Below are 18,948 nucleotides of genomic sequence, written 5' to 3'. Positions count from 1 at the left end.
CGCGCACCCAACTAGTTGCGCGCACCCAAAGTGCCGCTGAGATAGTGGGCGCGGCATGCGCTACGGGCCAGCTTTCCACTCGTGGTGCGCGGGATCGTTCCCGCCGCTACCAGCCGTACGTCGGCCACCGGCAATCCATGTCGGCGCGCGACCGCTGCCCGGATGGCCTTCAGCACCGGCTCCGGGTCGACGCGCCCCGCACCCGGCGCGCGCTCGGCGATGATCACCAAGTTTTCCGCGCGGTCACGTCTGGTTTCTTCCGGCATCTCGCTCGCCGGCACGGAGAACGCCGCGACATAACCGGATCGCACCGCCGGTGACGCGGCGGCCACAGTCGCCTCGATGTCTTGGGGGTAATGATTCCGGCCGTCGATGATGATCGCATCCTTGATGCGACCCGTTATGTAGAGTTCGCCGTCGAGGTAGACACCAAGATCACCCGTTCGCATCCACGTGCCATCGATCGGCGCACCCTCGGCGTGACTGCCCATCGGCAGGGGTGACTGCAGCTTGTTGCCGAATGTCTCGCGCGTTTCCTCCGTTCGCGCCCAGTAGCCGCGACCGATATTGTCGCCGTGCAACCAGATCTCGCCCACCTCGCCATCGGGCAGTTCCACCTGGGTCTGCGGGTCGACGATCACCGCCCATTGACAGCGCGCAACTCGACCGCAGGAAACATACGCGACGGCATTGGGAGCATCCGGCGCGACGCGAACCGCGTGCCCGGCGCCCAGCCGTTCTCGGTCGAGGTAGGCGGCGGAAGCCTCAGCGGTGGGCTCGATGCTCGACACAAACAGCGTCGCTTCGGCCATGCCGTAGGAGGGCTTGATCGCGGTTTTCGGCAGCCCGTACGCCTCGAAAGCCTTGGTGAACTTGGTGATCGACTCGATATTGACCGGTTCGGAGCCGTTGATCAGGATGACGTTGCGTAGCTCGATGTCCTCCCCCTCGGCGGGCAACCCCCGCTGCGCGACGAGTTCGAACGCAAAGTTTGGCGCGGGTGAGACAACACGCCCGCACCGCGAAGCCGCCGACAATGCCTGAATCCACCGTAATGGCCGGCGGATGAACGCCATTGGCGACATGAACGTCAGATGCCCACCGTATAACGCCGGGAAGCCGATCATCAAAAGACCCATATCGTGGTAGAGCGGCAACCAGCTCACACCATGAATGTCGGTGTTATCCAAACGGATCGACAGGATCATCTGCAGAAGGTTGGTGCCCGCAGCGCGATGGGTGATCTCCACTCCCAACGGGGTTCGTGTCGAGCCCGAAGTGTATTGCAGGTAGGCAATGTCATCGGTGTGCAGGTCCGCGGGCGCGAAGGCGACACCCACCGAGTCCGGTACCTCATCGATGGCAATGACGCGTGGCCGGTGGGCATGCGGGATCATTCGCGCACAGGCCCGAACAGCTTCACTGGCCGCGGCCGTGGTCAAAAAAACGCTGGGCTGCGCATCCTGGAGAATCGCGTTGAGGCGTTCGGCATGGCCGGGCAGCTCCGGCGCAAACAAGGGTAGCGCGATGTTGCCGGCCATGATTGCGGCGAAGAACCCGACCACATAGTCCAGGCCCTGCGGTGCCACTACCGCCACGCGATCCCCGGGAGCAGCCACTTGCTGCAGCCGCGCGGCGATTGCCCGGGTTCTGGTGCCCACCTCTGCCCAGGTCAACTCGACGGGTTTGCCGTCAGGGTGCTGGCTGTAGTCCAGGTAGCGGTATGCAAGAGCATCGCCGAAATGAGCGATACTGCGATCCAGAAAGGTGATCAGGCTGATGCCCTCCGGCAGGGCGATGCAGCCATTTGCATCCAAATAGTCTTCGGCTCGCGGGGGATTCCCCGAACCATCGGCATCGCGCGGGCATGCACTCATGTATGAGAATTCTAAGAGACAATGTCCCGCCCGTGGCGATGACCCGCAAGCCGGCACGGTCTTGGACCATGGCCGAGATCGCCGCCCGGCGCATTACTCCGGGTGCGGCTCGGGGCCAAATCGGAAACGGCGACCGGTAACCGAAATGGGAAGAATCCGAACGTAGTGCTGCTTTACGGTCGCCGTCCACGGCAGCAGGTGAGCCCGCTCAGCTTCGGCGATCTCCTCGACGGTGTGCAGTATGCGGGCCGTGCCCTTCACGATGACGCTCCAGCCTTCGGCCCTATCGTGATCGTCGGCCTCGAACAGAACGCGATTGTTGATTGCGGCACTGACCAACTTGGTGCCCTGCGCCGTGCGAAAAAGCACCGTACGACGCTGCACGGCGAAGTTGACCGGAAAGATCTCCGGCTCGCCCTGGGCGCTGGTGACAAGACGCCCCAAGGCCACGCTGGCCAGCAGGTTCCAGCTTTCGCTTACCGACAGGATGGTTACGGGTTCGTCGGGCACGGACATCGTCACGCTTATCCAGCCTCGGGGCAAGGCGCCCAGCCACGCCTCGAGGCTCGAATATCACCCGGTGTCTTCTGGTGGCAGTCACGTGGCTAACTTAAACACCATCCGGTACCGGCACAACCAGCCCGCGCATCCTCGTGTCCCTGCGCGACAGCACGATCGAGGTCCCCGCCGGGCGCATCTCATCGGGTGTCGACGCCGCCCTGCTCATCGGCCAGATCGGTGACGCGCTGGCAGCGGGGCTCAGCGCCTATGAGCTGGCCCAGTGCGCCGACCAGCACCCAACGGCAGCAGAGGGCATCGGAAGAGCGGCCCGGGCGCTGGTCGGCTGAGCCCCTCCGGTCGCGCGACAATCCACGGCGCGGATCGCGCACCTGAAATCCCCGCGTTTCGCGGGGTGTCCATTGACGGGCCCGTGGGTTATTCGCCGGGGAAGTGATCCATAAGCAGGTGGGTGGCCGGTACCCCGAAAGCCGGGGGTTTGCCGCCGGTGCGAAAGTACATCTCTTTGAAGGCCAGTTTCATCGCGTAGGGCGCGTGACCCATCTTGAACACGCTGATCGCCCCGCCATACCAGGTGTTGGAGTGAATATAAAAACCCTGATGGCCTCCGATATCGCCGAAACAGAGGATTTCAGGCTGATATTCGGGGCCGGCATCGTCGTGGCCAAGCGCCCCAGCCTCGATCGCGATCTGCCGGGCAGCGATCTCAGCCTGCTGGTGACCGAGGCTGCCGAGCTTGGGCACGGTGATCGCGGCCGCGTCACCGACCGCCAGGATCTCAGGATGGGCGGGGTTGCGCATCCGGCGATCGGTCAGCACAAAACCCCGCTCGTCGGCGATCGGCAGCCCCAGGAGAAACCGGTGGGGCACCCAGTCGGGGATGACGATCTTGATCTCGGCGTCCAGGCTTGCGCCGGACGCAAACTCGATGCCATCGGCGTGCAGGCGCCGCACATCCTGGGTGTTGTTGAGATAGCCGAAACCCCTCTGTGCCGCCATCTCCAGAAACGCTGTGATGATCGCCTCGCCGGCGTCTTCGGCGATCATAGCCGCCGGGGTGAACAGCGTGATCTTATGCGCGTCACCCAGATGATGACTGCTTAGCCAGTGCGCCATCGCCAGGCCCAACTCCAGCGGCGGGCCCTCGCAAGCCGCCAAGCCCACCGGCAGCCAGTCCGGCTTAGCCTGCAGACCCTGATGAAACCGGGCCGAGCCGATTGCGATCGGGCCCCCCTTATAGGCGGCCAGCCGCCGACGCAGCTTATTGCCGTAAAAGCCGCTCGAGACCGTGTCACCGTGCTCGCCGAACCCGTCGATCTGGTCGTAGGCCAGCCGACAGCCCAGCGCGATCACCAGGTAGTCATAAGAAAGGCTCTCCACCGCCGAACCGGGACGGTCGCTGGGCACGATCTGCACCCGACGTGCATCCGGGTCAAGCCCCACAACCTCGGCGGTTAAAAACGTGGTGTTGTCCTTTGCGTGGATGGCCGGGGTATGCAGCAGCATTGTCTCCAGCGGATCGCGCCCCGCAAGGACCTCCATCTGGATGTTCGGCACGAATGTCAGGAACGGGTTGCGGTCGACAACGACAAGATCAACCCTGTCACCGGCGTGCTCTCGGATGAAACGCGCGGTGGTGAGCCCAGCGAAGCTGCTGCCCAGCACCACCACATTCGGCTTGACCGTGCTCATAGTGTGTCCTCTCTGGGGCGGCGGTGTTACCGGAGGTAAACCGGCGGCATTAGCGCATCACTTAGAAGGTAAGGACATTCCACCTGGCTTATTCCCGTCGCGCTGGATGCGTTGCGCAGCGTACCGATGCAGGCGGCCGCACGTCGACGTAGCGGGGACGGCGATCATGTGCTGGGCCCTCCCGGGGGCCGCTCGACGCTTTCGAGCGGATTTGGGCATCGTTGAAGCGCCCTTCGGCCCATGACGTGGGGACTTCCGGCCCTGCTCACGCGCCCGGGCGGGCGTGCATAGTGAGGCGATGGAGCACTTGTCGGCGCTGGAAGCAAGCTTCCTGGAAGCCGAGGACTCCGATCCGCATGTGAGCCTGGCGATTGGGGCGGCGTCGATCCTGGCGGGGCCGCCGCCGCCCTACGACGCACTGGTCTCCGCGTTGTCCGAACGGGTGCAAACGGTCCCCCGTCTCACTCAGATGCTGCACACCCATCCGCTCGACTTGAGCCCGCCCGAATGGGTACACGACCCGCACTTCGACATCTCACATCACGTGCACCGGGTGGCACTGCCAGATCCCGGCAACGACGCCGAACTGTTCCGGTTGATCGCAACCTTAATGCAGCATCGGCTCGGCCGCGAACGCCCACTCTGGGAGTGCTGGGTCATCGAAAGACTCGCCGATAACAGGTGGGCCATCTTGGCGAAACTCCACCACTGTATCGCCGATGGTATCGCCACGGCGCAGATCCTGGCGAAGTTCAGCGATGAGGGCGGCGGTGAAACGTTTGCACGAGATATTCACGCCGCCAAGGAGCGGCCGAGGCCGGCGGCGGATCTGCCCCGGGTTAGCGCAAACCCGCTGACCTGGCTGGGCAACACCTGGCACACCGCGCTCACCACGGCGGCCGCAGTGAAACATGCGGCCGAGGGCGCGGCCGAGCTGACGACGGGCCTGCTGAGTTCACCGCCCGAATCGTCGCTGACCGGGCCGGTGAGCACGATGCGCCGTTACAGCGCGGCCCGGGTCGGGCTCCCCGCCATGCAAAAGATCTCCCGGGCGTTCGATGTGACACTCAATGACGTGGCGCTGGCGGCGATCACCGCCAGCTACCGCAATATTCTGCTCAACCGCGGTGAGCAGCCTCGCCACGACTCGCTGCGGACATTCGTTCCGGTGTCGGTTCGGTCGGTGCAAGACCTGGCGGTAACCGACAACCGAGCTTCGGCGATGCTGGCGCTGCTTCCCGTTGATGAGGCGGATCCGGTGAGGCAGTTGCAGCTCGTGCACTCCCGGCTGGCGAAAGCCAAAACCAGCGGCCAGCGCGAAGCCGGCAGTGTAATCGTCTCGGTGGCTAACGCCATCCCGTTCGCCCTGTCGGCGTGGGTGATTCGGCTGCTGACCCACCTCCCGCAACGTGCGGTCGTCACCTTGGCCACCAACGTGCCCGGCCCCCGCCGCCGGCTGACGGTGATGGGCCGCGAGGTGCTGGAAGTGCTTCCGGTGCCGCCGATCGCTCTTGGCCTACGAACCGGAATAGCGATGGCAAGCTACGCGGACATTTTCGTGTTCGGCATCACCGCCGACTACGACACCGCGCCCGATGCCGATGCGCTCGCGGCAGGTATCAAGCACGCAGTTGCGCAGCTGGCGGCCGCCAGCCGAACCCGCCAACGCAAACGCCGGCGCAAAACGGGCGCCGCGTAGCCCAACGGGCGGGCGAACGTCCGGGCCAGTGCCTGCGGGTCAACCAATCCCGTTGCGACCCAGCCAACGCCACTCACCGGGTTGATCGTTCCCGGCTCCCTACCGACTGTGATTCGCGCCGCAGCCGCACCAGGGCGTCAATCGCGTCCCGGTCGGCGCCCGGCACAGGGCGGCGGACCCGCTCGGCCTTTTCCACCACCAGCCCATCGAGGCCCACGAGATCGGCGAGCACATCGGCCGGGGAGAACAACACGGCGGGATCTTGTGGCCCGCCGGTCCCCTCGGCGATGTTGGTGCTGTCGTGGCCCACCACCAGCAGCGTGCCGCCCGGAGCAACGGCGGCGGCCGCCTTGCGCAGCACCACGCGGCGCGGTCCTGCCGCTAATTGCAGGTACGCAACGATCACCGCGTCGAACGGACCGGCTGGCAGCGGGTCGGACACCACATCGGCGAGCCGGAACGCGACCCGCTGAGCAACCCCGGCGCGGTCGGCCAGCCGCGCAGCCCGCTCCAGTCCCACCGCCGAGAAGTCGACGCCGACCACCTGCCATCCACGGCTGGCCAGCCAGATCGCGTTCCGGCCCTCCCCGCATGCCACGTCCAGCGCCCGGCCCGGGGGCGTCGCCGCCATTTCGGCAACCACGAACATGTTGGGCTGCGCTCCCCACAACAGCTCGGCGTCGCTGTAGCGGGAATTCCAGGCTTGCGCGTCCATGCGTCGCTCCAATCCAGCCAGCGCGCGTTCGACTTCGCGCGAAATCGCCAGAGATATCCACCGGCACCGGCGGCCAAATCGCCGCCAGCATACCCCATCCGGTATCCCTACTTGTTGCTTGCTTCATGATCACCACCGGGCACTCACCACGAATCCCGGAAAAAGCCCACATCGGCGGGTGCACCGACGATACTTGTCGAAGACACTGCCGCCCACCGCTGCCGCCCGCCGCTACGCTAAACGCATATACCCCTGGGGGTGTCAACACGACGAGGAGGTAGGCGGGTCATGCAGCGGTCAAACGGGTCAAAAGGGTCGAAAAGAAAGCCGTGTAGCTCGCCCGTGACGGGCGACGGCAGCATTTATCGCCGGGCTGCGCACGCGTCACCGGCGCCGCAGTTATGCGGGGGATGGGCATGATAAACCAGCCCGCAGCTAGCGCCGCTAACGAGGAAAGCGACGCGACGATCACCATGGAGCTAGAGGAGGGCTATCGGTTTCGCGTGGACTTCGGGCTGCCCGGGGTGTCAACCCTGGTCATGGACGAGCCCGCGCCGCTGGGCGAGCAAAACGGGCCGAACGCGTCCCGCGTGCTTGCGGCGGCGGTGGGAAACTGCCTCTCGGCCAGCGCCCTATTCTGCCTGAACAGGGCCCGGGTTCCGGTCCACCGGATGCGAACCACGGTCAGCGTCTCCTTGACCCGCAGCGAGAGCGGCAGACTTCGCATCGGCCGGCTACGGGTACAGATCGAGCCGCAGGTCGACGACCCCGACAGCGGTCGGGTGCGTCGCTGCCTGGAGCTATTCGAGGACTATTGCGTGGTCACGCAAAGCGTACGACACGGCGTTGACGTCGACGTTCAGGTTCAACCCCGGTCGAAGGAGCCGGCCGGTTAACGGCGGGTAGGGCCGCGGTAACACCCAACGCGTCCGAAGAGCCTCACCAGGAATTGCTCGACACGCTTTGATATGTAATCCGTTTTGTCAATCAGGCAGGGGAAGCAGGCGTCGCGGCCGTCGCCGGGCCCCCGCTTCCGGTTGACCGAATCGTCCCGGTTGGTGAGCGTGTCGAGGTTGTCGACGCGGGTGTCAAGTCTGACCCTGATTTTTCAGCCGGTATGGATTGGGGGCCGCGTCGTAGCGCGGAAGTGCCCTTCCTGCAAGGGATAATCGTGTTCGTGGAAGGCGACGATGATCCCAGAGAAAGGGCACCCGTGTGGTGAATGCTACCGGTTTGTTGTTCGATTGAACCGTCCCCGGTTTTATGCGCACTTCCTTTGTTGGGATGGATGGCGCGATGCCGAGCAGGTACGACGAGAACATCAAGGCCAGGGCCGTGCTGTTGGTGCGCGAACACCGCGACGATTACGACGTCATAATGGGCGGCGCTCAAGGCGATCGCCGGCCGGCTGGGGATGCATAGCGAGACGCTACGCAAGTAGGCACGCCGAGCCGAGATCGATGCTGGTGAAGCGGTGGGGGTCGCCACCGAGCAGAGCCGGAAGCTGCAAGAGCTCCGAAGGAAGAACAAGGAGAACAAAGAACTTGAGCAGGCCATCGACATACTCAAAGCCGCAGCAAGTTTCTTCGTGCGGGTGCGACCCGCGCCGTTGATCTGTGCGTTGATTTAGGCGCACCAGGAGCGGTTCGGGGTCGTAGCGGTCTGCCGCGCCCTGGGTATCCAGGGCGTGGCGATCGCCCCGCGCACCCACTGGGCGCACCGCTTCTCGGCGCCGTCGAAACGGGCCCTGTGGGACACCACGATCACCGCGATCCTGGCCGGCTACTACGAGCCTGACGCCGACGGGAAACGCCCACCAGAGAGCCTCTACGGCAGCTTGAAGATGTGGGCGCATCTGCAGCGGCAGGCATCCCGGTGGCCCGGCGCACGGTGGAACGGATCATGCGCCACAACGGTTGGCAAGGTGTGATGCGTGCTCGCCGCCCGCCGCGTACCACCGAGCGCGACTCGGCCGCGGCCCGAGCGCCGGACCTGGTGGGCCGGCGGTGGCGCGTTGCCGCACCCAACCTACTGGAAGTCGCCGACTTTAGCTACGTCGCGCTCGACACCGGCGGGTTCGGCTACACCGCGTTCGTCGTCGACGCCTACGCCGGGCTGATCCCCGGCTGGGAGTGCTCGATGACCAAAGACAACACCGGCTTCCTCGAGCGCTCCCTGCGCCACGCCGCGGCGTTCCGCGCCCGTCAAGGGCATCCGTTTTGCGCCACGATTCATCATAGTGATGCGAGAACTCAGTACATTGCACTACATTACGGCGACACTTTGATGTCGGAAGGTTTGATTCCGTCGATCGGCACGGTTGGTGATGCCCTGGACAACGCGCTATGCGAGACCACGATCGGGCTCTACACAACAGAGTGCGTGCGGCCAGGCTCCCCGTTTCGCACTGGCCCGATCCGTACCCTCGCCGACCTGCAGAACATAACCGCCGCACGGTCAGCTGGTACAACAACGCCAGGCTGATGCACCGCCTGGGTCGCATCCCACCCGCGGGGGCGCTCGACTCCAGGCCGGGAAGCACACCGGTCACCCGTAACGAGGTGTGCATCAAACCGGGGACGGTTCACACCCAGTCGGAAAGGCCGAGCATAAAACCGCGCTCGGTAACCACGAGATTGCGTGAGCGAGGCCCCGGCCAGCCACTACTCCACTCCGCGAGCAGTCACCACATACGGTCTAAAAGGGTGGCGGGTGGTTGCGCTCGGCGATGTGGGCGGCGTTGAGTGCCCGCTCGGCGTCGATGCGGCGGGCGCGGTCGTGTTCGCGGGTGCGGCGACGCTTGGGCATCATGATCCCGCGGTCACGCGGCGGTTGATAGACCGTTGGGGTCGCAGGCAATTCGCCGGTGGGCAGGCACAGGGCGGGAAACAGCAGGCGACTTGCCGGGCGAGTGGTGTAGGTGTGCCCGCTTGGCGATGTCCAGATGATGGTGCCATCGGGCAGCTGCTGATCGGACCATCCGTTCACCCCGGTCCAGAACGTTTTGAGCAAATGATGCTTTTTGCAAAGGCATTTCAAGTTCGACGGATGGGTCGGGCCGAGCGGCCACGGGATGGTGTGGTCGACGTCGCAGAACTCGGCGGGCCGATCGCAGTTGGGAAATCGGCAGGTCATATCCCGGCACCGAGTAAACCGCTCCAGCGCGGCCGAGGGGCGATAACCCGCCTCGGGCGCCACCGCCTCACCGGGATGGCACACCGGCCGGAGCTTGGCACCGCTTCGGATCAACTCGGCCAGCAAGGAGTTGGGTATCACCCCACCGGTAGTGAGCACGGCAGCCGGTGTGGACCCGCCGACCGGCGGATCGGGTTCGGGGTCGGCAGCCAGCGCCTCAGCCAGCGGGGTGTCGCGGGTGATGGGTCGCGGCGTGGGCGGCTCACCCGAGATGTGCGGATCAGGGCGGGTGTCAAGCGCCGAGGCCTCGGCGACGACATGGATGACCACCCCCGCCGCCCGCTCATGACCGCCGGCGCCGACCGGGCAGTCGGCGTTGCCGCAGCAACAGGCCAGCCGCTCGGCCCCGCCCGCCAGCGCCCCCAGCGCATCGGCACGACGCTGAGCGGTGGTGCGCGGATCGTCCTCACACACGCCGTGGGCCATCTGGGTGAGCCGGCGATCCAACACCGCCGCGTCGGTGGCAAACAGTCGGCCCCACAGCGCCGCGGTGCCCGCCTGCTGGTTTGCGCAGTCGATCACCACATCGCGACTGCGCGCGTTTGCCCGGGTGCGCCGCAACGCCCCCGGGTCATATCGATCCACCAACGCCTCGATGGCCTGGCTGGTCTTGTTCGCAGATAGCGGCCCGAAGCGTGCCGCGTCCTCGGCCAGAGCCTTATCGACTAGCCGCAGAATTTCAGGGTCTTTGATCAATTCGGTGTGCCATACGATCGTCGCCACCAACCGGGCCCCGATCGTGCCCTCGGCGAACAACGCGCCCACCAGGGGCAGCCGGTCGCGCAGGGCCACACCCAGATACATCTGCCCCAACGCCATGCCGTGGCTAATACCCTGGGCGGCAGCCACTTCAGCGGCCATGGCATCCCAGTTATCGCATGACCATCGTCCCCGCTCCGGGGAACCGCCTTGGACTCGGCGAGCGACTAATTCGGCGATGGCCGCCAGCCGGCGCGCCGAGGCGGCGGCCTCCACGCGCGCCCACCCGCCGATCGCCGCCACCAGCGTCGCGTCATCGGCGTGCGCCAGTGCCGCACCGGCCGGCACCGAGCCATCGAACATACAGGCGACTGTAGTGGCCGTCACCGACACGCGGCGCCACCCGCAACCACTCCATGTGGATAACCACCTAACTGTGGACAACCCCACGGCCAGGCCGCAGGGCCGGCACGCCGCAGGCCCCGCGGGCCTCGCGGGGCGATCCTGCGCCGCGACCTGGTCAACGCGCCGGCCCGCTTCGCGCCACCGGCCCGCAAGCCGATGCTCCCGGGGCGCTGGCCCTGGCAAGCCGGGTGGAAAACCCTGTGGGACAACATCATCGGCTACGCCCCGGCGATCCCACGGGCAGGGTAAACGCCACCTCCCCTGCCCATCCGCCATCCCAGGCCCGACCCCGGAGACACAGGAAAGGAGACACAGGAAAGCTGCTGCAGGCCAACGGATCACTCACACCCACACCATTCCCAATCACCCTAATCGTGCAGCGATCGGCCCCACGACGACATCAAAAAACCGATCCGGCGGGTGGCCGGGGGGAGTCGCACCCCCCGGCTCCCACAGAACCGTACGTGAACCTCCGGCGTGCCTCCCGCTTTCCGGACTGCGGACCAAATAAGGTCCGATCCGGAAAGGACGAGGGGAATTGGCCTGAGTTTCGTGACGAGGTTGCGAGGCTGGTAGTCGAGTCGAATCGGTCGATCGCGGAGGTTGCGCGCGAGTACGGGCTGAACGAGACGACTGTTGGCGGCTGGGTAAAGAAATACCGGGCCGCACACGCCGCTGATGAGCCGCCGCTGGAATTGTCCGAACGCGCCCGGTTGCGGGAACTCGAACGCCGTACTCGGGAACTGGAAATAGAGAACGCGTTCCTGAAAAAAGTAGCGGCGCGCTTCGCGAGGGAGCCACGGTGACCGAGAAATTCGAGTTCATCGATGCGAAGCGCGCCGCCGCTGAGCAAGGCGCAGGGCTTTCGACGGTTGCGCGGATGTGCGCACTGCTGAAGGTGCCCAAGTCCGGTTGCTACCAGTGGTGGCATCGGCCGCAAAGCCTCACCCAACGACGCCGCGAGCCGCTCGCTGATAAGATCGCCACCTGGTTTGAGGCCTTCGGCGCCACGTGCGGCTAGCGGCGCATCCATGCCGAACTCGTCCGGGCCGGCGAACGGGTCGGGCCTGAGCTGGTTCGCAAGCTCGGGGTGAGATGGGCCTGACTAGGGCGCGGCCCCGACCGCTTCGCACCACCACCAAACCGGACCCCCACGCGCCCGACACCGTTGAGCTGGTCAAGCGCGACTTCACTGCGCAGCAACCGGCAACCAAGCTCGTCGGGGACATCACATACATCCGAACGTGGCAGGGCTGGTTGTATTTGGCTGTGCTGGCCGACTGCGCTACCCGCGAGGTGATCGGGTATGCGAGGGCTGAGCACAGGCGCACAAAACTCGTCGTGGAAGCGTTGCAGATGGCGATGCGCAACAGACGACTCGAACCCGACTGCAATATGCCTCAGAATTTCACGGTGGCCCGGGTTCTGCTGTGGCGGTCTGCGAGGTGGCAGCTTTGTCGAGGTTTTGAGGTTGGGGGTAGGCGGCGGCGCCGCGTGTCGTGCGGTGACGCCGGGTCCTTTATCCCGGGGGTGGTTACTCCTTTCTTGGGGTCGAGCGGGCACAGGGGCCTGTGGGTCAGGGCATGGCGCGGACCCTGTTGAGGGCGTCGGCGAATTCTTTTGCCCAGGGCTAGGTTTGGGGGATCCGCAGGATCAGGTGGCGGGATCGTTTGATCAGCCGGGCCGCGGCGTGCAGCAGCCGGTAGCGCAAGGTGGCGGGTTCGGCTTTGGCCAGTGGGCCGTCCAGCAGTAGCAGTCGCATCCAGCACAGCAGGTCGATGGCGATCGCGACGGCGGTGACCCAAGCGGTGTTGATGGCGAACGAGTGTGAGGGCCAGCGGGCCAGGCCGGTGTCTTTGCCGGTGCGGATGAAGCCCTCCACCCGGGCGTGGACGCGGTGGCGGGCTTCTAGTCGCTGGGGTTGTCCACCGGCAGTCGAGGTGGCGAGGACCTGGTAGCGGTAGCCGGCCAGCTGCTCGAACAATGACAACTGGGTGCCGTGTTCGATTTCTTCGCGCCGCACCAGGACGCGCATGCCGGCCGGCCAGCCGACCAGCTGATCCCCTCCGGTGCTGTGGCGCAGCAGCCCGGTCAACTCGGCGACCTGGGCGTCGTCGCGGGCCGCCCCGGTGGCATCCAGCTCTTTGGCCAGTGCGGCCTCTTCGATCTCCAAGCGGGTAACGCGTCGGGTTAGCGCATCTAACTCAGCTGGCATGGAATCGATTTCGGTGCGCAGTCGCGCACATGCCTCGTCAACCAGGTCAATTGCTTTGTCGGGCAGGAAACGATCGGTGATATACCGGTGCGAAAGCGTGGCAGCGGCTACTAAGGCACCGTCCTGAATCCGCACACCATGGAAGATTTCTAGACGTTCGCGAAGGCCACGCAGGATAGAAATGGTATCTTCCACATTCGGCTCGTCGACTAGAACGGTCTGGAATCGGCGCTCCAGGGCAGCATCGTGTTCGATGTGCTTGCGGTACTCGTCAAGAGTGGTAGCACCGATCATGTGTAGCTCTCCCCGTGCCAGCATTGGCTTGAGCATGTTGCCAGCGTCCAACGCTCCTTCGGCTGCGCCGGCGCCGACGACGGTATGCAACTCGTCAACGAACAGCAGGATACGGCTCTCGGCGGCCTTGACTTCGTTGAGCACGGTCTTGAGTCGCTCTTCGAACTCGCCGCGGTACTTCGCGCCAGCCACCAACGATCCCATGTCTAAGGCGAAAATAGTCTTGTCCCGCAAGCCTTCCGGAACATCCCCACGCACAATACGCTGAGCGAGTCCCTCAACGATCGCCGTCTTCCCCACACCGGGATCACCGATGAGCACCGGGTTGTTCTTTGTTTTCCGACTCAGGATCTGTATCACGCGACGAATCTCGGCATCCCGACCGATGACTGGATCTAGCTTTCCTGGCTCTTCATGATTGAGGGTGTAGTTGGGGTTTGAATCCACCGGTTTCCAGTAGGGATCGGGCGATGTAGTTGGTGAGGTTGCGAAAGCCGAGGGCGGATCCGCGTAGGTGCTCCAAGCGGCCGTTGATCGCTTCTGTCGGTCCGTTGGAGGTGCCGGGCCGGTCGAAGTAGGCCAGGATGTCGGCGGCGCGTTTCTTCAGCGTTCGACCCAGCGTGATGACCTCCTTGAGCGCTTTTGGGACGCCGTGGCTGAGTGTGTCGATCACGGCCTGCATCATCGCGCGGCCCTTGGCCCGGTTGGGTTCGCGGTAGGCCGCGACGGTGCGCTGGTAGATCGTCCAGGTGGCCTCGACCTCGGCGTGGGCATCGACGGCGAACAGGGCGCGCAGTCGGGTCTTTTGCTTGTCGGTGAGCAGGTCGATGCCGGTGTGCAGGGTGCGCCGGGATGCATACAGCGGGTCGGTCGTGCGGCCGCGGTGCCCGCAGGTGTCCAGCTGCACACGGCGCCGGCACACATCCAGGGCATCCCCGGCCAGACGGACCACATGAAAGGGATCCATCACCGCGACCGCGTCGGGCAGCTCTTCGCTGGTGGCGGTCTTGAATCCGGTGAACCCGTCCATCGAACGACTTCCACGTGATCACGCCAGGATTTGGGACGGTCGGCCAGCCAGGTCTTGAAGGCCTGTTTGGAACGTCCCTCGACCATGTCGAGCAGCCGTGCCGGCCCGGTGCCGTCACGCACAGCGGTCAGGTCGATGATCACGGTGACGTACTTGTCACCGCGGCGGGTGTGGCGCCAGACATGTTCGTCGACGCCGATCACGCGTACCCCGTCGAATCGGGTGGGGTCTTCGATGAGAACACGGCGGCCTTCGGCCAGGACCGCATTGTTGGCGGTGTTCCACGACACGCCAAGGCCTTCGGCGACCCGGGCCACACTCAGGTGCTGGCACACGATGGCTTCCAACGCCCAGCGCAACCCCCGCCGTGACAGCTTGGCCCGCGGTTCGGCTGCGGCGCTGCTGTCTTGGCGCCATACGTGAGCGCAGCCGGCGCAGCGGTAGCGGGTCACAGTGACCAGCAGGGTTGTGGGCCGCCACCCGAAAGGCTCATGGGCCAACTGCCGGGTGACGCTGTCGCGTGGGGTGCCTTCCTCGCCGCACCGGCGACACCACCGATCCGGCTTGATGATCCGGCACGCCAGCACCGCCCGATCGGTCTGCAGCCGCTGCCCGGTCACCTCCAACCCAAGCTCATCAAGGCGACAGAAAGTGGTCAGATCGGCGCGGACAAAGTCCACCCCGCCGGTAGCGTCGTGCACGTCGAGGTCTTTCAGATGGTCGGTGTGGGAACCCCCATCTTCGAAAGACCTCGACCTCTACCGGGTCAACGACGCGCCGACACCCTCTACACCCTCAACTGCGAAGAGCCGCTTTCCTGCCCGCGCCTCGGCTACTAGGTCACGACCGTATTTTTCCAGCGCTTCGTAGGAGTTTTCCGGCGTGGCAGAGGTAACCCGTTGGTTGCCGCGGACTGTGATCAGCGCGGATAAGAAGGAATCCCGAGTCACCTGGTGCGAAGCAAGGATACGCCCTGCAGCACTACTCACGCCTTCTTCTGCCAGCGCGATCACCAGGTGCTCCACCGATACGTATTCGTCCTTGAGCCGCTTGGCTTCCCGCTCGGCTGCGTCGAACAGATTGACCAGCCGCCGGGTAACCATAACCTGTCCCGGTGTAACACCCGGACCGCTCACTTTAGGCCGGCGTTCCAACTCGCGTTGCAGATCCGCGGTCGGGTCCGCCCCGGCCTGACTCAGCAGCCGGGGCACCAGCCCATCGGCCTGGTCGATCAACGCCAGCAGCAGGTGTTCGCCGTCGACTTCGGTGTGGCCCATGCGGGTCGCGGCCGCCTGGGCTCTTGCAGCGCCTCCTGCGATTTCAGCGTCAGACGGTTGACGTCCACGGCGATGTCCTCCTTCGGTCGGAAGCGGATTCAAGGGCGTCGACGCGGTCGAGCAGGTCCAGCACCAGCCCGATCGCCGTGTAGTTCAGTCCGAGGCCAACCCGCAGTCGCTGGATCCGAGGGATGACGGCCAGGTCTGCAGGCTCGAACCACATATCCCACCGGCTGTCAATGCGACAGCGCAGCAATCCCGGTGCCACGTAGCGGCGCACAATGTCGGGGTGCAGCCCAGCGCGGTGCGCGAAGCTGTCCAGGCTAAGCCCTGCGACGCGGGCCGGAACGTAGCGCGACGAAGAACCGGGCGTGCTCACGATGCCCTCCTAGGGTCGAACTGCGATTCGGCAGCCAGTTCTTTGAACAGTTGTCGCTCTCGCGGTGTCGGCCTCGTCGGCACCATGACCTTGATCTCGGCGTAGAGGTCACCCGCTTTGCCGCGGGGATTGGGCATCCCTTCTCCGCGCAGCCGTAGGCGTCTGCCGGTGGAGGAGCCCGGGGCACTTTGACCTTGGATTCCCCGGCGGGGGTGTGGACCGCCACGGTTGCGCCCAGCACCGCCTCCCAGGGTGAGACGGGCAAGTCGACGGTGATGTCGCGGCCATCGAGCCGGTAGCGGGGATGCGGCCGGATGTGCACGACGAGATACAGGTCCCCGGGTGGTGCGTCGCCGCTGCCGCGGCCGCCCTCCCCGGCCAACCGGATGCGCTGGCCCTCGATCACCCCGGGGGGAATGTTGACGGTGTAGCGACGGCCGTCGAGTGCGACCGGCCGGCGACCGCCCCGGTAGGCCTCTTCAACGGTGAGTTCCAGGTGAGCCTCCTGGTCGGCTCCGGGTATCGGACCGAATCCTCCTCTGCCGCTGAATAATCCGTCGAAAATATCGTTGATGTTAATACCGTGCAGGTCATCGAAACCACCGAAATGCACCCTGGCCCCCGATGGGCCGCTCGTCCGAAAGCCTCCGACCCCGGCACCGGCGCGCTCGTCGTACTCCTCGGGTATACGGCGGAAGTCCGCACCGAATCGGTCGTATCGTTTTCGGGAGTCGGGATCGGAGAGTACGTGGTAGGCCTCGTTGATCTGCTTGAATCGGTCCTCGGCGCCAGGATCTTTGTTGACATCAGGATGGAACTTCCGTGCTAGGGTGCGGAAAGCCTGCTGGATCTGCTCGGCGGTGGCGTCACGGGGAACCCCGACCCGCCGATGTTCTCTCGCTCACGAAATGCCTTTTATGGCTGCGCCACCGCTTCCCTTGGAATACCCGCTGCAGCGTAGACCTGTGCTTCGTCCAACGTCTCGTGGGCCAACAGCTCCACGACGATATTGTCGAGCCTGTCGCGATTGTCTCGTAACAGTTTCCGCGCCTCGGCGTAGCACTCATCGATAATCCGGCGGACCTCGCGGTCCACGATGCCAAGCATTGCATCGGACACCCCGGCCATGTGCGGATCACCCTCCTTAGGTAACACCGACACCGGGCCGATGTGGTCGGACATACCCCACCGGCCGACCATGCCACGCGCGATGGTCGTGGCGTTCTCGAGATCGCTCTCTGAACCGGTAGTTACCACACCGAATATCTCCTGTTCGGCTGCCATTCCCCCGACAGCCCCGATGATGCGCCCCCGCAAGTACGCTTCGCTGTAGACATATCTGTCGTCTTCGGGGGTGGACAAGGTGACACCGAGAGCGTGACCGCGCGGAGTGATCGATACCCTGCGCACCGGGTCGGCACCGGGCTGAAGCATCCCGAGCAGGGCGTGCCCGGCTTCGTGGTAGGCAGTACGGCGACGTTGCTCTTCTGACATCACTACATTGCGGACGATGCCAAGCTGTACCTTTTCGAGAGCCTCGACCAGGTCCTGATGGGTGACGCGGATCTGGCCGTGGCGGGCTGCGGCCAGCGCTGCCTCGTTGACAAGGTTGGCCAGTTCCGCTCCAGTCATACCGGGCGTCGAGGCGGCGAGTTCGTCGAGATCCACGTCGTCGGCGAGTGGCACCTTGCGGGTGTGCACCCGCAAGATCGCGGCACGGCCCTTGCGGTCTGGCGTATTGACAGTGATCGTGCGGTCGAAGCGCCCTGGCCGCAGCAGCGCCGGATCGAGGACATCAGGACGGTTCGTCGCGGCAAGCACCACGACACCCTCCGACCCTGAGAACCCATCCATTTCAGTGAGGATCTGGTTAAGTGTCTGCTCTCGTTCGTCGTGCCCACCGAAAGCGACCGCGCCAGAGCGGGACCGGCCAATCGTATCGATCTCATCAATAAAGATGATTGCCGGAGCGACCTTACGGGCCTCATCGAACAGCTCGCGGACCCGAGAGGCACCGACACCGACGATCATCTCGATGAACTCCGAGCCGCTAGCCGAGAAGAACGGAACATTCGCCTCGCCTGCGGTAGCCCGAGCTAGTAACGTCTTCCCGGTGCCCGGAGGGCCAGCCAGCAGCACCCCCTTGGGTACGCGGGCCCCCACCTTGCGGTATTTCTCGGGATCACGCAGGTAATCGACTACCTCGTTGATCTCGGCCTTGACCTCCTCGATACCCGCAACGTCTTCGAACGTCACTCGCACCGATTCCGGGTCGACGGGCTTACGCTTTTTCCAGGACAATCCGTTGAATATCCCCGCCCCCAACTTCGCGCTGCGCTTGAAAAGCCAGTACCAAAAGCCGAATAGCAGCAAAATTGGAGCCACCGAAATCAGAAGGTTAACCAGGATTCCGCGCTCCTCGGTCAGCGGGGTCGCCGAGACCGTGGCGCCGCTGTTCTTCAATTGTGTTAGCAGGTCATCCTGCGCGAAGGTTGGGCGCTCGGTGATGAACTTCTGATATGTCCGGACGTGTTTCGCATCCGCGCTCTGGCCGGGCAGCGGTCTCGGTTGGCGCAATGTGCCTTCGATGGTATCGCCGTGTGAAAACACCTCAGCGACATTCCGCTGCTCGACTTCGGTCATGAATTCGGTATAGGGCACCTTCGGCGGCGCACCGAGTGTGTCCTGGACACTCAATCCGCCGAATAAAACGAAATACCCCAGTCCGAAAAATAATAGTACTAACCACCAATTTGGGCGCTTGCGTCCGCGGTCTTTACCGCCCCGCGCCGGAAGACCCTCAATGCGCCATGGCTTAGCCGCAGCCCGGCCCGATCGCGATGCCGATCCGCGAATGCTGTTGACCTCCGGCTGCTGTGTGGCATCGTGCTGTGTTATAACGACCCCCATCGACAGTTGACGGGAGACAACCCGCCTTGATACGACATTTGG

Annotated in this window: 13 protein-coding genes and 6 pseudogenes; 7 read left to right on the top strand and 12 right to left on the bottom strand. The window is 64.8% G+C overall.

Features of this window, described 5'->3' with window-relative positions; genetic code table 11:
- Positions 1-11: 11 nt before the first annotated feature.
- Together MSM1_RS13395 and MSM1_RS13390 are read right to left on the bottom strand one after the other, a co-directional pair.
- Complete coding sequence (locus tag MSM1_RS13395) at positions 12-1,877, bottom strand: fatty acyl-AMP ligase (protein ID WP_213443056.1); 1,866 nt, start codon at positions 1,875-1,877, stop codon at positions 12-14.
- Between the two features lie 93 nt (positions 1,878-1,970).
- Positions 1,971-2,393 carry a pyridoxamine 5'-phosphate oxidase family protein gene (locus MSM1_RS13390; RefSeq protein WP_213443054.1) on the bottom strand — a complete coding sequence of 141 codons (423 nt, stop codon included), beginning with the start codon at positions 2,391-2,393 and terminating at the stop codon, positions 1,971-1,973.
- A gap of 137 nt (positions 2,394-2,530) precedes the next feature.
- Here MSM1_RS13390 and MSM1_RS13385 point away from each other — a divergent pair, with 137 nt between their 5' ends.
- Complete coding sequence (locus tag MSM1_RS13385; protein WP_213443052.1) at positions 2,531-2,725, top strand: hypothetical protein; 195 nt, start codon at positions 2,531-2,533, stop codon at positions 2,723-2,725.
- Positions 2,726-2,813: 88 nt separating this feature from the next.
- Here MSM1_RS13385 and MSM1_RS13380 read toward each other — a convergent pair whose 3' ends face one another.
- Positions 2,814-4,088 carry an NAD(P)/FAD-dependent oxidoreductase gene (locus MSM1_RS13380; protein ID WP_213443050.1) on the bottom strand — a complete coding sequence of 425 codons (1,275 nt, stop codon included), beginning with the start codon at positions 4,086-4,088 and terminating at the stop codon, positions 2,814-2,816.
- Between the two features lie 298 nt (positions 4,089-4,386).
- On the opposite strand from MSM1_RS13380, the gene MSM1_RS13375 reads away from it, so the two are divergent.
- On the top strand, positions 4,387-5,787 hold the full coding sequence (locus MSM1_RS13375; RefSeq protein WP_213443049.1) for a wax ester/triacylglycerol synthase family O-acyltransferase: 1,401 nt from the start codon (positions 4,387-4,389) through the stop codon (positions 5,785-5,787).
- Positions 5,788-5,860: 73 nt separating this feature from the next.
- Here the strand turns inward: MSM1_RS13375 and MSM1_RS13370 are convergent, their stop codons facing one another.
- Positions 5,861-6,502, bottom strand: a complete 642-nt coding sequence (locus MSM1_RS13370) for a cyclopropane-fatty-acyl-phospholipid synthase family protein (protein WP_213443046.1) — start codon at positions 6,500-6,502, stop codon at positions 5,861-5,863.
- A 410-nt stretch (positions 6,503-6,912) separates the two neighbouring features.
- On the opposite strand from MSM1_RS13370, the gene MSM1_RS13365 reads away from it, so the two are divergent.
- Both MSM1_RS13365 and MSM1_RS13360 read left to right on the top strand, forming a co-directional pair.
- Positions 6,913-7,398: an OsmC family protein gene (locus MSM1_RS13365; RefSeq protein WP_213443044.1), complete on the top strand. Its 486-nt coding sequence runs from the start codon at positions 6,913-6,915 to the stop codon at positions 7,396-7,398.
- Positions 7,399-7,798: 400 nt separating this feature from the next.
- Positions 7,799-9,059: pseudogene (locus tag MSM1_RS13360) on the top strand (IS3 family transposase).
- A gap of 140 nt (positions 9,060-9,199) precedes the next feature.
- On the opposite strand, the gene MSM1_RS13355 reads toward MSM1_RS13360, so the two are convergent.
- Positions 9,200-10,759 (bottom strand): HNH endonuclease signature motif containing protein, encoded by a 1,560-nt coding sequence (locus tag MSM1_RS13355; protein WP_213443042.1) that lies wholly within the window; start codon positions 10,757-10,759, stop codon positions 9,200-9,202.
- A 506-nt stretch (positions 10,760-11,265) separates the two neighbouring features.
- On the opposite strand from MSM1_RS13355, the gene MSM1_RS22470 reads away from it, so the two are divergent.
- From MSM1_RS22470 to MSM1_RS22990, 3 genes are all read left to right on the top strand, one after another.
- On the top strand, positions 11,266-11,607 hold the full coding sequence (locus MSM1_RS22470; RefSeq protein WP_213443040.1) for a transposase: 342 nt from the start codon (positions 11,266-11,268) through the stop codon (positions 11,605-11,607).
- On the top strand, positions 11,604-11,822 hold the full coding sequence (locus tag MSM1_RS13345) for a hypothetical protein (RefSeq protein WP_213443038.1): 219 nt from the start codon (positions 11,604-11,606) through the stop codon (positions 11,820-11,822). Before MSM1_RS22470 ends, MSM1_RS13345 begins: the two co-directional genes overlap by 4 nt.
- A gap of 74 nt (positions 11,823-11,896) precedes the next feature.
- Positions 11,897-12,403, top strand: a complete 507-nt coding sequence (locus tag MSM1_RS22990) for a DDE-type integrase/transposase/recombinase (RefSeq protein WP_213443036.1) — start codon at positions 11,897-11,899, stop codon at positions 12,401-12,403.
- Positions 12,404-12,431: 28 nt separating this feature from the next.
- Here the strand turns inward: MSM1_RS22990 and MSM1_RS21890 are convergent.
- The 7 genes and pseudogenes from MSM1_RS21890 to ftsH form a co-directional block, all read right to left on the bottom strand.
- Positions 12,432-12,869 (bottom strand): annotated as a pseudogene (locus MSM1_RS21890) (transposase); the annotation flags it as partial.
- A 48-nt stretch (positions 12,870-12,917) separates the two neighbouring features.
- Positions 12,918-13,808: pseudogene (locus tag MSM1_RS21885) on the bottom strand (AAA family ATPase); the annotation flags it as partial.
- Positions 13,723-15,041 (bottom strand): annotated as a pseudogene (locus MSM1_RS13330) (ISL3 family transposase). The pseudogenes MSM1_RS21885 and MSM1_RS13330, both read right to left, overlap by 86 nt.
- 111 nt (positions 15,042-15,152) lie before the next feature.
- Positions 15,153-15,685: pseudogene (locus MSM1_RS13325) on the bottom strand (Clp protease N-terminal domain-containing protein); the annotation flags it as partial.
- Positions 15,667-15,996, bottom strand: a complete 330-nt coding sequence (locus MSM1_RS13320; RefSeq protein ID WP_213443033.1) for a chaperone modulator CbpM — start codon at positions 15,994-15,996, stop codon at positions 15,667-15,669. The gene MSM1_RS13320 and the pseudogene MSM1_RS13325, both read right to left, overlap by 19 nt.
- Positions 15,993-16,846: pseudogene (locus MSM1_RS13315) on the bottom strand (DnaJ C-terminal domain-containing protein). Before MSM1_RS13315 ends, MSM1_RS13320 begins: the two are co-directional and overlap by 4 nt.
- Positions 16,847-16,911: 65 nt before the next feature.
- A complete protein-coding gene (gene ftsH, locus MSM1_RS13310) occupies positions 16,912-18,906 on the bottom strand; it encodes an ATP-dependent zinc metalloprotease FtsH (protein WP_282100929.1) in 1,995 nt (664 codons plus the stop codon).
- Positions 18,907-18,948: the final 42 nt, after the last annotated feature.

Source organism: Mycobacterium sp. SM1, assembly GCF_018361265.1.
Classification (GTDB): Bacteria; Actinomycetota; Actinomycetes; order Mycobacteriales; family Mycobacteriaceae; genus Mycobacterium.
This window is presented reverse-complemented; position numbering and strand designations above follow the sequence as displayed.